This is a genomic window from Bradyrhizobium sp. CAR08 (genome assembly GCF_052871955.1).
Genome location: NZ_JBIXJX010000004.1, coordinates 106,542 through 119,459, shown reverse-complemented (window position 1 = coordinate 119,459; position 12,918 = coordinate 106,542). Strand labels below are relative to the sequence as shown.

The window sequence follows — 12,918 nt, the reverse complement described above, 5'->3', positions numbered from 1 at the left end:
TTGTTACAGCCGCGCCCGCGGCGAAACATCTCCACCGGGGCTATACGGGCGTGATTGCCCCGAGAAAGCCTTTTATGACTTCCATCACGCTCGCCCGGCGCTCGCCAGAACCAAAATGGTCCTGACAGCGACCAATTGGCAACTATCTCAAAGAGTCGCGATCCCGGTGCCGAATCATTAACCACCCCTTTACGCCGGCATGAAAATGCTGGCCGATCAGAAGAAATCTGGAAGTGAACTATGTCTGCCGCTGCGCATAAGTCTGTTGAGTCACCGTCCCTCGAACCATCCTGCCGCGATACCTCGACCCATGCACTGACCATCGTGCGCGACGGCGTGATCACGGGCGAAGGCCCGACCACCAAGGGAAGGGTGCACTTCTCCCGCTCGCTCGATGCCGATGACACCGCCTGGTGCGCCCGCATCCTCACCGCCACGGCCGTCAACGACCAGCCGGTCAGCCGCACTGAGGCCGAAGTGCTGTTCGAGATCAACGAAGCCGCCACCGAGCGCACCGATGGCGGCCGGTTCGACGACCTGCTCGCCAAGGCGGTAGCTCATTATGCGGCGAGCGCCTCCGGCCTGAAGGTGCCGCCGCGCAGCGTGGCGCTGTCGGCCGAGTCCGACATCGAGAGCTGGGCGCCGTCCTATGCCTCCAAGGTCAACAGCGAAATGCTGGAGTGGATCGCCGGCCAGATGCGCGGCAAGCGCCACAACAACCGTCGCCTGATGGCGATGGTGGCGACCTTCCTGGGCGCCACCGCGCTGCCCCTGGCGGGCCAATTGCCGAACGTGTTCGACATCGGCATGTAAGATTTTGGGCATGTAAAATTCTGCGCCCGTCACGAAGGACGCATTTGAACGGCGGGGTTACTTCCCCGCCGTTTTTTGTTTGCCGGCGTCCGGCTCCAGCCCGAGGGTGCGACCCGGGAAACCGGCGGCGTCGAAATAGCGTTGGCTGCCGACGCGCTGGAAGTTCAGCACGGTCTGCAGGCCGTTCTCGGACTTCTTCGACTTCTCGACCCCCTTGTACGCCTTCGGCACGACGCCGTTGGGCAGGGCCTCCGACATCACGCGGCCGACTAGGCCGCCGTTCTGCGAAGCGCGCAGTCCGAGGAGCTGGGCTGCCGTCATGCCGACGTCGGCATTGCTGACCGGGATCTCGCTGACATAGCCGGCTTTGAAGTCCGGACCGATCGCGGCCATGAAGTTCATGGTGTCGCCGCGGCTGAAGCTGCCATGCATGCCCTGACCCTGGCGCAGCACGGTGTCGGCGACCTGCACCGAGCAGTTGGTCGGCGCCTCGCCGCAATCGCTGGCATAGGAGCGGAAGTTGACAACGATCGCCGGCGTCGGCGTCGCCGCCTTGCCGCGCAGGTTGACGCTCGACAGCGGCAGCGTACCGGGGAGGCGGCCGAGCGAGTCGTCGACGAACAGGCCGGAGACGTAGTCCTGCTCGAGCAGCACCTTGACGGTCCTGGCCGCCAGCTTCTTGTCCTTGTTCGGCAAATAGATCAGGTCGGAGCCGCCATTCGTCGCGACGATGAGATCGGGTTTTTCCGGATCCTTGCCGAGCACGCCGTTGCCGGCCTTCGGGTGCTTGTTGCCCTCGACCCTGGCGTTCTTGTCGTTGGGATCGAACAGCGGCAGGTCGAGCGCCTTGGCAAGGTCGAGCGCCAGAAAGCCCATCGGCAAAAAGTCCTTCGGCGTGTCGTCATAGCTGACCTTGGCCGAGGGGCTGGTCTTGCTTTCCTTGGAGATGGTCGAGAAGCCGTGGTCGGCCTGGACCATGATGTTGGTGGTGGTAGCAAGGCCGAGCTCGTCCAGCGCCTTGCGGAGCTGGGCGAGGTTGTTGTCGGCATTCTTGATGCCGGCCATCGAGGTCGGCCCGTTGATGCCGGGCATGATCTGGTTGAGGCTGTCGCCGGTGTTGTGCTGACTGCCGTCGGGGTCGCGCGACCAGAACACCAGCACGAACGGCTTGTTGCGCGCCTTGAACATCGGCAGCACGACCTTGGCCGCGACGTCGGCGAAATAGGCCTGCTGCGCGACGTTGGCCGCCGTGGTGCCGGGCGTCTTGGCATCGCCCGCCTTGGAGTTGTCGCCGCGCGGCGGCGTGGCGAGGGGCAGGCCAGCCTTGGTGAGAGCGGCCTTGACTTCGTCCGACAGCGCCACGCCGTTCTTGCCGCCGGTCGCGTCGTCGAACACGACCGAATGCAGGCCGGCCCTTTCGGGCTTGTCGGTGTGGTCGAACTGATAGGTCGGACCATGCTTGCCGAGCGCGGCGGTGCTGTAGCCCTTGTCGCGGGCCAATTTCAGGATCGTGTCCTCGTTGAGGTAGTCGCCCTTGAAATGCTCGTCGATGTCGCCAAGCACGGCGTCGTTCTCAATGAAAGGGACCACGGTGTCGCCGGCGGGCACCGAGGTGTAGTTGGTCCAGATCGTATTGGAGAACACGCCGGTATCGCCGAGATAATGGCCGGTCGACATCGCCGAGCCGTTGGCCATGGTGAAGGTCGGGAACAGCGAATGCGAATTCTTGAAGTTGACGCCCTTGTCGCGGATTTCGGCCATTGCGGGGGCGGTCTCAGGCGTGACCTTCAGCGCCCGCAGACCGTCCGGAATGAACAGGATCAGGTTACGGGGCGTGTTGTTCTCGGCGGAGGCAGATCCGGTCGAAAATCCGGCGGACAACACTGTCAGTCCGGCTGACAGCAACACCAGTGAACGGCGCATCAAAATCTCTCCCTGCGAGGCGGCTTGGCCGCCAAACCGCGGCCCCCGCCTTCGTTTAGTTTCGCTGCATGACGGTTTTGTTACAAGAGCGGAGCGCCATGTAAAGAAGGACAGGGGCCCCGCTCTGCGCGGCGTCCGGCGGCACGAGATCGCGGTGTCGGCACGCGCTGCTTCAGCATCGTTATTGCGAGCGCAGCGAAGCAATCCAGAATCTTTCCGCGGCGGCAGACTGGATTGCTTCGCTGCGCTCGCAATGACGGAGTGAGTGGCTGGCAGCGTTGCGCTTCGATTCGCATTCCGAGTGGCAGACACACCTTCGCCCTCTCGCGGCGCATTTCGCCCGAGCTTTGCTTGGTCGCCTCACCCTCAAAATGAAAGAGGGCGCAGGGAAGACCGGGTGCCGGCTGGCACCCGCGGTCCACTGTGCGAGATTGTCGTGAACAAAATTGCACAGCAGCATACAGGTGAAGCCAAAACATCCGGCCTTCCCTGCGCAGTGGCTTTACGGCTTATGTCGTGCTCTCCCCGGGGAGCGATGCACTATTGCCCCCGTCGCCTTGCGGATGGCTGATGCGTGTGCCCGGTTGGGCAACCCACATCACCGCAACGCTTGACGCACAGACCCCGGGCGTCAGGACCACACGATTTTGCCGTACGCCGATCGCACCGGTCGTGTGCGCGAGGCCTTCACTCACGGTTGCCCGCCCTGCGAAGCCGATCGCGCCGATGTGACCAACGTCCACCGCCGTCCGGCCCGCGTTCGTGACGATCGCGATACGCCCCTCTTCCTTGGGCCGGGTTGAGAAAATATCTAACAAAAATCCGAATTCTAATAAGAGAAATATTTTGTCGCCGTTGCGTTGACCCCGGACTTGGGTGTTTCGCTCGAAATGACGCAAGGGATTGTGGCCGAGCGGTCAATCCGGTGCCGTCGGCACCGGCGTATTCTGAGCGACCGCCTTGGCCGGCGCGGCCGTCGTGGAATTGCGGCCGCCATTGGCCAGGTTGCGGCGAAGCGATGGCGGCGCCGCCTGCAGGGCAAAGATGATCGCGATCTGGGTCCGGTTCTGGAGACGGTATTTGCGCATGATATTGCCGATATGCGCCCGCACCGTGTTCTCCGAGATCTTGAGCTCGTACGCGATGTTCTTGTTCTGCATTCCGCGGGCGATCAGCGTCATCAGGTCCCGCTCGCGTGGCGTTGGTGTGATCGAATATTTCGGATCCGGACTCATAACTGCTCCTCCGTGGCCATTGGTCGATGCGAACACTCCAGCATATTCTCACTCCGTCTTGAGTGCCTCGATCGGGCTGAGCTTGGATGCCTTGTGGGCGGGATAAAAGCCGAAGATCAGGCCGGTCGCGATCGAGAAGGCGAGGGCAAGGCCGATCGCCTGACCGTCGATCGAGGTGATCCATCCTGCCATGCGAGCGACCGTCATCGAGAGCGTGACGCCGGCACCGACGCCGATCGCGCCGCCGAGCAGGCAGAGCACGAGGGCCTCGCAGAGAAACTGAAGACGGATGTCCCGCATCCGCCCGCCAAGCGCGCGGCGGATTCCGATCTCGCGCGTGCGCTCGGTGACCGAAACGATCATGACGTTCATGATGCTGATGCCGCCAACGAGCAGCGAGACCGAGGCGATGGCGACGAGCAGGAGCGCGACGGTGCGGATCGCTCCCTGCTGCGCTTCCATGGCGGCGGCCGGATCCTGGACCTTGAAGTCGTCCTCCTGGCCAGCGGGAATACGGTGGCGCTGCCGCAGCAGGTTTTCGATCTCCGTTCGCGCCCCCGCCATCTGTCCGTCCGCGGCCACCTTGGCGATGATATAGGCGACCGAATCCCGGTTGATGTTGCTTGCGCTGCCGAGGAAGCGCAGCTTGGCCGTGGTGAGCGGCACGAAGGCGACGTCGTCCTGCGCCGGTCCCTTGCGATCGAGAACGCCGACCACTTCGAGCGGCACCTTCATGATCCTGATCTGTGCGCCGATCGGGTCTTCGCCGGGCGCGAACAGCTCATGCGCCACCGTGCTGCCGAGGATCACGACCTTGCCGGCTGCTGCCTCCTCGCTGCCGGAAAAATAGCGGCCGGTCGCAAGCTGCCAGTCGCGCACCATGAAGTGCCCGGTCGTCGTCCCGTTGATGGTCGTGTTCCAGTTCTTGCTCTCGTGAATGACCTGGGCCGTTCCTGCAATCGAACCGGCCGCTGCCTGGATCTCGGGGATCTGCTCGAGGATCGCCTGCACGTCGCTCTCGGTCATGGTCAGCTTGCTGCCATCCTTGAGACGCACGCCGCCCTGGTAGACCGCGCCGGGGTTGATCATCAGCACGTTGGCTCCGATTGACCGGATCTGCTCCTGCAGGCGAAGCTGCGCGCCGGATCCGATCGCAAACACCGTCACGATCGAGGCGACGCCGATCACGATGCCGAGCATGGTGAGGATGCTGCGCAACGGATTCAGGCGCAAGGCGTGCAAAGCGATCTGAAAGCCCTGGAGCATGGTCATGGCGCAGCGTTCCGTTTCGGCAGGATCGGGACCAGCGTTTCGTCCGCGACGAGCTCGCCGTCGTGCAGGCGGATCGTGCGCCGGCACTGGGTCGCGATGCCGGGGTCATGCGTGATCATCACGATGGTCTGGCCGGTCCGGTTCAGCGCGGCGAACAGGGCCAGTATCTCGGCGCCGGTACGGCTATCGAGCGCGCCAGTCGGCTCGTCGGCGAGCACGATCAGCGGGGAGGCGATCAGGGCGCGCGCGATCGCGACGCGCTGCTGCTCACCGCCCGAAAGCTGTCGCGGGAAGTGGTGGGCCCGGTGCACCATGCCGACGGCCTCCAGGCTCTGCTCGGCGCGGGCCAGACGCTCCTTGCGGCTGATGCCGCAATAGACCAGCGGCAGCGCGACGTTCTCAATCGCATTGTGGCGAGCGAGCAGATTGTAGGACTGGAACACGAAGCCGATGCTGCGGGCGCGCAGGGACGACCGGTGGTTTTCCGAGAGATCGGCGACGTCGGCTCCCTCGAGATAGAGCGCGCCCTCGCTCGGCAGGTCGAGCAGCCCGATCATGTTCATCAGCGTCGATTTTCCGGAGCCCGAGGGTCCCATCACGGCGACGATCTCGCCTCGTTCGATGTCGAAGCTGACATTGCGCACCGCAGTCACCGCTACTCCGTCGGCGCGATAGGTCCTGGAGACCGACTGCAGGCTGATGAGGGGCGGGAGGGCCGTCATGATCCGAACCTGATGCCGAGAAAGTCCATGCCCGCCGGCCGGATGGCCTGACCCACGGCGACCTGGCTGCCCTCGACGAGGTCTCCGCTCCTGAGTGCGACCTGTTCGGTGCCGGACGCGCCGACAGTCACGGGAATACGCCGGAGCGAGCCGCTTGCGGTGCGTGCCCACACGGCGCTGCGCGCCGCGGCGTCCGGCCGCGTGCCGGAGGGCTGGAAGCGCAACGCGGCAAGCGGCACTTTCAGCACGTCGTCCTGCCGCTCGATCACGATTTTCACCAGCGCCGTCATGCCGGGCAGCAACGCGCCGTCGAGATTGGAGGTGGCCAGGACGACGGTGTAGGTCACGACGTGCTGCTGGTTCTGCGGTGCCTTGCGCACCTGCCGCACCACCGCCTCGAAGCGACGGTCCGGGTAGGCATCCACCGTGAAATGCGCGCGCTGGTCGGGGGCGATGCGCCCGATATCGGCTTCGTCGACCTGCGCGTGGATTTCCATGTCCTCCAGTCGATGCGCGACCACAAACGTGGTGCGCGATTCCAGTCCGACCGCGAGGGTCTGGCCCTCGTTGACGAACCTGCCGACGACGACGCCATCGATCGGCGAGCGGATCACGGTGCGGTCGAGATCGGCCTGGGCCGCAGCGAGAACGGCCGCCTTTTCCGGCACGGCCATGCGTGCCTGCTGCAATTCCGCCTCGATCCGGCGGACGTCGGCCTGCGCCCCATCCACCGCATAGGAGTTGAGGGACATCAGAACCTCGGCCTCGCGTTCCTGGGCCAGACGTGCGGTGAACTCCGTCTGCGCGTCGTCGACCGTCGTCGTGGCCACCACGTTTTGCGACTGGAGTGCCTGCTTCCGCTGCAAGGTCTTTTGCGCCGAGCTCTTGACCGCCTGGGCGCTCTCGAGCTTGGCAGCGAGCACGTCCCGGCTACCCCTTGCGTTTTGCAGATCGATCCTGCTGCGATCGAGCTTGGCCCGTGCGACGTCGACCAGAGAATTGGCAACGGCCAGAGAGGCCCGGGCTTCGTCGACCTTGGCCGCAAAGCTGCGCGGATCGATCAGGGCGAGCGGCTGATCCTTGCTGACCGTGTCGTTGAAATCGACATAGACCCGGGCGAGCTGCCCGGACAGCTGGGAACCCACCTCGATCGTCTTGACCGGCTGCAGGGCTCCGGTGACGGTGATGGTCTGCTCGATGCTGCCGCGCTGGATTGAGGCAAAGCGGAATACGGGGGCGTCCGATCCGAAGCTCCGTGCTTCCAGCCCCACGGGTCTGAGCAGCCGTTGGCTCGATGCGTAGGCGAGGGCCGCCTTCTGCGCCGCGGCCCCGGCCGCGTCGGTGATGACGGCCGGCCCCGCGGCGTAGACCGCGGCGAGGCCACATGCAGTTCCGAGCAAGGCAATAACTGGCACAAATCGCATATCAAAAACCCGCCTCTTGAAATGGCATCGTTGGCGGCAAAGGCAAAGATCGCGCTATGGTTGTAAACCCGCTATGGTTGTAAATCTTGAAAAACGCAGGCGATCGTCAGTGTGTCGCCGCTGCCGGGGCGACGGTCGGGTGCGCTTGATGATCCAGAAGTAAAGTCCGCGGGTGCTATTTTTCACGACTTGCCCGAAATGCATACGGAGCGTATCGATATGACGCGCGCGGTATCGAACTCGACAAGCTGACTGAACGTCTCGTCTGCTCTGGCCGGAGCGGCCAGCGCCCGGCGTTCAAGTCGGCACGTGGGTGGCGACGCCATGACGCACTCGGCGATACCGAAGTTCCCACGCCAGATCGTCGCGTTTCCGGTCGTCGCATTCCCAATCGCAGCATTGCCGATATCGCGCCTCGCCATGATGCCGCAGGTCGCGAGGGCGCATCCCCGCAATCACGAAACCCGATGTGTGAACACCTTCACTCGTCTTGAACGGGTGTTGGGCCTAAGACGTCGAAGCGGCGGATCGGAGCGACTCGCTCGATCCCCGCGAATTCATCCAAGCACCTTGATCTCGCTTGCAAGAAGAATGGATGGCTCGTTGCTTGTTCATCGAGCCCCAATCCGGGGAGCCCGTTTCCATGAGTTCAGGTCAAGCCACAGTTTATGTCATTGACGACGAGATCCAGATTCGAACCGCGATAGGAAGTCTCTGCGAGGAGACCGGGCATCAGGTGAAATTGTTTGCGTCGACCGACGAGTTTCTCGGGGAGACTATTTCCGGCGGGCCTTCATGCCTTGTGCTCGACGTCCGCTTTCCCGGCACGGCGCCGACCGGCCTCGAGCTTCAGCGCCGGCTCGCCGAGACGGGCGTGCTTATCCCGATCGTCTTCATCAGCGGCCATTCCGACGTCCGCGTCTCGGTCGAGGCCATGAAGCGCGGCGCAGTCGAGTTTCTTCCAAAACCCTTTCGCGAACAGGAGATCCTCGACGCGATCAGGCACGGCATCGAGCGCGACCGCAGGCGGCTCGAACGCGAAGATAGCGTGCGCGAAGCGCGCCAGCGCGTCGAGACGCTGACGGCGAGGGAGCGGGAGATCATGCTGTTGATGGCCGAAGGTCTCGTCGCCAAGCAGATCGCGGCGAGGCTCGGGGTGAGCGAAGTGACGGCCAAGGTCCATCGCACCAGGATGATGCGAAAGCTGGAGCTTCGCTCGCCGATCGAGGTGGTGCGGTTGGTCGACAGCATGGGACGCGAAGAAGAGACGACACGAACCGGCACGGGCTACAGCTAGTGCCGCAGGCACCAAGGCGCCGCGCAACGTCTAGTCCGTACCGATTAGCATGAACTGCAGTCTGTCGCACGCAGCACGATCGGTTCAAAGTCGGTCCTGCGATGTCGGCCTCCTCCAAGACGGCATCCGAACCCAGTCAGAGATCTTAGCCAGAAAGGATATTCCATGCGCAAATTGTTTTTTGCTTCCGTTGCCGTGCTCGCCCTCTCCTCCGCCGCGCAGGCCGCCAACACTGCGACCACGGTGCAAGTGGGCGTCGTGAATGGTTCCAGCGTCTCGCAGCAGGGCCTCACCAACGACAGCTCGTCAACCAGCCAGCTCGGCATCATCAACAGCGCGACCACGATGCAGGGCACCAGCGCGGCCTCCCTCAACAACGGCAGCACGGTCAACCAGGTCGGCGTGCAGAACTCGGCGACGACCGGCCAGGTGGCGTTCGGCAACAACGGCAGCGCGATTACCCAGAACTCGTTCGGGCCTGCCGCGCTTCAGAACAACGCCGCCGCCGTCGGACAACTCAGCGTGTTCGGCGTCAACAGCAGCACCGTCTCGCAGACGGCGCACTAAGCCAGCCCCGTTTGGCCGGACGCGTCATCTGCGGCGCGTCCGCGCCATCCTTGAAAGCACCGCCTCGGGCGGGACGACTCGGTGAGAGCTTGTCCGCCGACTTTCGCGGAGGAAATGTCATGCATCAAAAATATCTCGTTGCCACGATCGTCGCGTTCGGCTTGCTGACCGCTGTCGATGCCCAGGCCGGCAACTCGGCCACCGTGCTGCAATTCGGCACCACCAACAACTCCTTCATCTCGCAGAGTGGCGGCACCAACAACAGCGCCACCACGATGCAGTTCGGCGCCACCAATACTGCGACCACCCTGCAGACGGGCTCGCTCCTGACCGTCAACACCTCAGTGATCGGGCAGGGCGGCACCACCGCGACGGCGTCCAACACCGCGTTACTCGGCCAGGCCGGTGGCTCCAATTCGAGCCTGATCGGCCAGCTCGGCGCGAACAACGCGGCGGCCGTCGGACAGCTCGGAATCCTGAACGGCTCGACGATTTTGCAGCAGACTCCTTGATCGCAAATCCATTTTCAGTCGCGAGGCATGTCATGAGACATTTTTCCGGCGCCGCCTGCGGCGCGTTTCTCACCTTGTGTTGCATAGGCGCCGGATCGGCCGGTGCCCAGACCGCCGACATCAAGACCATCGTGTCGCTCGGCGGCCCGCCGGTCGTGCTGAACCAGAACAGTCAGCTCAACATGGCCGGCGTGTTCATGATAGGCGGCAGCACCAGCGCGACCGTCAGTCAAAACGGCACGAACAACGCGACCGGAATCCTGCAATTCGGCGGGACGACGTTGGCATCGGTCGGGCAGGCGGGCGTGAACAATGTCGCGTTTGTCGGCCAGGCCGGCCAGTCGACCAGCAGTTTCCTGTCCCAGTTCGGCGCGTTCAACTCGGCGACTGTTGTCCAGAATAGCCATTGAGCCGGGCGCGACCTCAGCGTCGTCAGAAATGTAATGGGGGCAAGGCAATGATATCCGGTAGACTGCTCCTGGCATTGGCGGCATTGCTCGCCGCCGTCAGCGTCGCGTCCGAGGCATCCGCCGGATCCGTCCAGCGCGGCGTGACGAACCGGAACGTGAGCATCGAAACGATCGTGCAATTCGGCAACGACGTCCAGCCGGTCACGATCGAGGAGAACAGCAGCATCAATATTGCGCGTGTCATCCAGATCGGTGGCACGGGAACGGTCGATGCGACGATCATCCAGAACGGCACGCGAAACTATGTCGATGTGATCCAGGTGGGTGGCACCACCAATTTGGCGATCGGTCAGTCGGGTGTGAGCAACATCGCCGATATCACTCAGGTCGGCAATTCCACCAATGCCCTCCTGCTCCAGATCGGCGATATGAACACGGGAACGGTGCGACAATTCGGGCGCTTCAACTGGCTGTCGATATTTCAGTTCAGCCGGTGATCAGAAGGTGAGGTGCAATATGAGGTTCATCGTACTTGCAGCAGGAATGAGCATCATGACGGCGATGACAGCCGGGCCGGCCGGAGCTGGCGAGTCAGGTGACGGCCATACCACAATGGTTCAGGACGAGAATGGCACATCCGTCATCACCCAGAGCGGCGATCCGGCGCAGGCTGAGGTCAAGATCGAGAAGGAGCCTGGGCGCACGACGGTCTATCGTCGCAGCGGCGGCAACACCGCCATTGTGACGCAGGGCACCGGAAATCCACAGGACATGCTGGACTGGCTACGCAAGCAGCAGGGCCGCTGACGCACGAAGGCCCATCGTCCGTGATGGACGATGGGCCTCATCGTGAGCGGGCGTTACCAGCTGCGATAGACGCCGGTCAGGGTGCCGTTGTTGTTGCCCTCCGGGCCGACATCGCCCTGCGTCGAGCTCGGCGCGGGATGGTTGGTGCCGTTGAGCGCACCGTAAGGTCCGGCTACATCAGGATAGTACGCGCGTGGCTGAACCGGTTGGTAAGCGGGGGCGGTGCGATCCCAACCCGCGCGGGATCCGTTCCAATCATAGCCCTGGGCCGAGGCGGCCGCCGTGCCCGCGACGAGGGAAGCCGTGATCAGGCAGAGGAGTTTCGATTTGTTCTGCATTGGAGATGCTCCTTGCTGGTGTCGGGAGCCAACGACCGCAGTGCGGGAGCGTTCCGGGTGTTGTCGGCCGAAGCGATCAACTCCGATCAACTGGTTATGAAGTCCGTTTCCCGGGAACACGAGCGACATCAGCCGGAATCCCGGGCGTCTTGCCGCAGCTTGTTCCCTGTTCATCCCGTGCCTTAACCAATAATTAATTATACGTTTGCGGGTGGGCGACAGCCCGGCCTAGCGTGCGGTGGGGAGCCGCTATTCGCGAAGCCAAACGAGTTGGTGCGTATCATGATGTCGAGATCATTTGGGGCGTTGCTCGCCTCGCTCAGCGCAGCCGCGCTGCTCCTTGCCCCCAGCGTCAGTTTTGCCAGGCCCGGTGGCACCGTCGCGCATGCCGCCACGCCTTCCGGTCCGGCGGCGCGTCCGCCGATTGCGCCGGGCGCCAGGTTCCGTGGCCGCAACACGCCCTGGGTCTACTGGCCGGGCGGCGGCGGGTTCTACTATGACAATGCTGGCTACGGCCAGCCTTTCGCCGAGACCGCCCAACCCGTCTCCAGCGACGTGCGCTACACCTATACGTACGACGTTCCCTGGGACTGGACGCATCGCTTCCCGCCCAACGTGGTGCCGTCAGACCGGCCCTACGTGCCGAGCTGTCCGACGGAGCAGGTCACTGTGCCCGGCCGCGGCGGCGGCGAGCACACCGTCAACATCATGCGCTGCTACTGAGCAGCGAGTTCGGCTCAGCTAGCCCAGCTCAAAACTGGTCACGCCGAAGACGCGGTCGATCCGCAGCGGCGCGACCGGCCCCGTGTACATCCGCGCCGTCTCAAACACCGGCTTCAGCCCGAGCGATTCCGCGAGTGCAATCGCCTCGCGATTGACGGCGGGAACGTCGAGGAAGATTTCGCCGCCGTTTGCGCTTTCCAGCAAGGCCTCCACGATCGCGTCCGCCGCCGCGCGGTCGTCGGCGACGAGCGGGCCGATCTTGCGGCCGGTCCGGCACGGCCGGATCACGCCCCATGCGGCGAGCTTGCCGTCGCGCAGCAGCGCGCGACCGACATGTCCTGAGGTACCGATCCAGGCACGCAGGAAAGCGCTGCGCGGAGCCGGGAACACCGTTTCATCATCGGCTTCAACGAATGCAAACGGGATCGTGTCGAGCGCAACGACATCGGCGGGCGGCCTCGATGGCGCGGCGACGATGCCGCCGTAGCGGATATTGGCGTAAGCAAGCTGGAAGCCGGACTTTCTGTAATTGTCCTGCTGCGCCACCACGCCGTCGAGGCCGATCACGCGAGCGCCCGCATGCGCGATCGCCGCGTTCCAGATGCGCAGGCCGTGGCCTCTGTCGCGAAAATCCGATCGCACAATGTAGAAGCCGAGAAATGCAAAGCGATCGTCGTAGTGGACGCAGGAGACCGTCGCGACCGGCTTGCCGTCGATCTCGCCGACGAAGAAACCCTTTGGGTCGGGGATCGCAAAACAGGCGGCGTCGGAGAGGCCCGGATTCCAGCCCTCGGCCGCGGCCCACTCGACGGCCATGGCGATCTCCTTGGGGCGCAAATTTCGGATCTGCAAATCGCTCATCTCCAGTCGCTTTC

The 12,918-nt window shown here is 63.8% G+C and carries 16 protein-coding genes; 8 read left to right on the top strand and 8 right to left on the bottom strand.

Annotated features, from left to right (window positions below; genetic code table 11):
• Positions 1-240: 240 nt before the first annotated feature.
• Complete coding sequence (locus tag ACIPUD_RS10400) at positions 241-813, top strand: hypothetical protein (RefSeq protein ID WP_446480527.1); 573 nt, start codon at positions 241-243, stop codon at positions 811-813.
• A gap of 57 nt (positions 814-870) precedes the next feature.
• On the opposite strand, the gene ACIPUD_RS10395 is transcribed toward ACIPUD_RS10400, so the two are convergent.
• The 6 genes from ACIPUD_RS10395 to ACIPUD_RS10370 all read right to left on the bottom strand — a co-directional run bounded on the left by ACIPUD_RS10395 (position 871) and on the right by ACIPUD_RS10370 (position 7,389).
• On the bottom strand, positions 871-2,736 hold the full coding sequence (locus ACIPUD_RS10395) for an alkaline phosphatase family protein (RefSeq protein ID WP_446480526.1): 1,866 nt from the start codon (positions 2,734-2,736) through the stop codon (positions 871-873).
• A gap of 509 nt (positions 2,737-3,245) precedes the next feature.
• Complete coding sequence (locus ACIPUD_RS10390) at positions 3,246-3,635, bottom strand: hypothetical protein (RefSeq protein WP_446480525.1); 390 nt, start codon at positions 3,633-3,635, stop codon at positions 3,246-3,248.
• An 18-nt stretch (positions 3,636-3,653) separates the two neighbouring features.
• Complete coding sequence (locus ACIPUD_RS10385; RefSeq protein ID WP_204511440.1) at positions 3,654-3,971, bottom strand: response regulator transcription factor; 318 nt, start codon at positions 3,969-3,971, stop codon at positions 3,654-3,656.
• 48 nt (positions 3,972-4,019) lie between these two features.
• On the bottom strand, positions 4,020-5,243 hold the full coding sequence (locus tag ACIPUD_RS10380; RefSeq protein WP_018455269.1) for an ABC transporter permease: 1,224 nt from the start codon (positions 5,241-5,243) through the stop codon (positions 4,020-4,022).
• Positions 5,240-5,965, bottom strand: coding sequence for an ABC transporter ATP-binding protein (locus ACIPUD_RS10375; RefSeq protein WP_085351324.1), 726 nt, complete (start codon positions 5,963-5,965; stop codon positions 5,240-5,242). Before ACIPUD_RS10375 ends, ACIPUD_RS10380 begins: the two co-directional genes overlap by 4 nt.
• Positions 5,962-7,389 carry an efflux RND transporter periplasmic adaptor subunit gene (locus ACIPUD_RS10370; RefSeq protein ID WP_446480524.1) on the bottom strand — a complete coding sequence of 476 codons (1,428 nt, stop codon included), beginning with the start codon at positions 7,387-7,389 and terminating at the stop codon, positions 5,962-5,964. Before ACIPUD_RS10370 ends, ACIPUD_RS10375 begins: the two co-directional genes overlap by 4 nt.
• A 643-nt stretch (positions 7,390-8,032) precedes the next feature.
• On the opposite strand from ACIPUD_RS10370, the gene ACIPUD_RS10365 reads away from it, so the two are divergent.
• The 6 genes from ACIPUD_RS10365 to ACIPUD_RS10340 all read left to right on the top strand — a co-directional run bounded on the left by ACIPUD_RS10365 (position 8,033) and on the right by ACIPUD_RS10340 (position 10,982).
• Positions 8,033-8,686 carry a response regulator transcription factor gene (locus ACIPUD_RS10365; protein ID WP_446480523.1) on the top strand — a complete coding sequence of 218 codons (654 nt, stop codon included), beginning with the start codon at positions 8,033-8,035 and terminating at the stop codon, positions 8,684-8,686.
• A gap of 165 nt (positions 8,687-8,851) precedes the next feature.
• Positions 8,852-9,253, top strand: a complete 402-nt coding sequence (locus ACIPUD_RS10360; protein ID WP_018455265.1) for a hypothetical protein — start codon at positions 8,852-8,854, stop codon at positions 9,251-9,253.
• 119 nt (positions 9,254-9,372) lie between these two features.
• Positions 9,373-9,765 carry a curlin gene (locus tag ACIPUD_RS10355; RefSeq protein ID WP_247443480.1) on the top strand — a complete coding sequence of 131 codons (393 nt, stop codon included), beginning with the start codon at positions 9,373-9,375 and terminating at the stop codon, positions 9,763-9,765.
• A gap of 32 nt (positions 9,766-9,797) precedes the next feature.
• Complete coding sequence (locus ACIPUD_RS10350) at positions 9,798-10,175, top strand: curlin (RefSeq protein ID WP_446480522.1); 378 nt, start codon at positions 9,798-9,800, stop codon at positions 10,173-10,175.
• An 83-nt stretch (positions 10,176-10,258) separates the two neighbouring features.
• Complete coding sequence (locus tag ACIPUD_RS10345; protein ID WP_274535547.1) at positions 10,259-10,672, top strand: curlin; 414 nt, start codon at positions 10,259-10,261, stop codon at positions 10,670-10,672.
• Positions 10,673-10,691: 19 nt separating this feature from the next.
• The gene (locus ACIPUD_RS10340) at positions 10,692-10,982 is read left to right on the top strand and encodes a hypothetical protein (protein ID WP_085384470.1); all 291 of its coding nucleotides are present in this window, start codon (positions 10,692-10,694) and stop codon (positions 10,980-10,982) included.
• 53 nt (positions 10,983-11,035) lie between these two features.
• Here ACIPUD_RS10340 and ACIPUD_RS10335 read toward each other — a convergent pair whose 3' ends face one another.
• Positions 11,036-11,320, bottom strand: a complete 285-nt coding sequence (locus tag ACIPUD_RS10335) for a hypothetical protein (protein WP_446480521.1) — start codon at positions 11,318-11,320, stop codon at positions 11,036-11,038.
• A 282-nt stretch (positions 11,321-11,602) separates the two neighbouring features.
• On the opposite strand from ACIPUD_RS10335, the gene ACIPUD_RS10330 reads away from it, so the two are divergent.
• Positions 11,603-12,043 carry a hypothetical protein gene (locus tag ACIPUD_RS10330; RefSeq protein WP_446480520.1) on the top strand — a complete coding sequence of 147 codons (441 nt, stop codon included), beginning with the start codon at positions 11,603-11,605 and terminating at the stop codon, positions 12,041-12,043.
• An 18-nt stretch (positions 12,044-12,061) separates the two neighbouring features.
• Here ACIPUD_RS10330 and ACIPUD_RS10325 read toward each other — a convergent pair whose 3' ends face one another.
• Positions 12,062-12,904, bottom strand: a complete 843-nt coding sequence (locus ACIPUD_RS10325) for a GNAT family N-acetyltransferase (RefSeq protein ID WP_446480519.1) — start codon at positions 12,902-12,904, stop codon at positions 12,062-12,064.
• Positions 12,905-12,918: the final 14 nt, after the last annotated feature.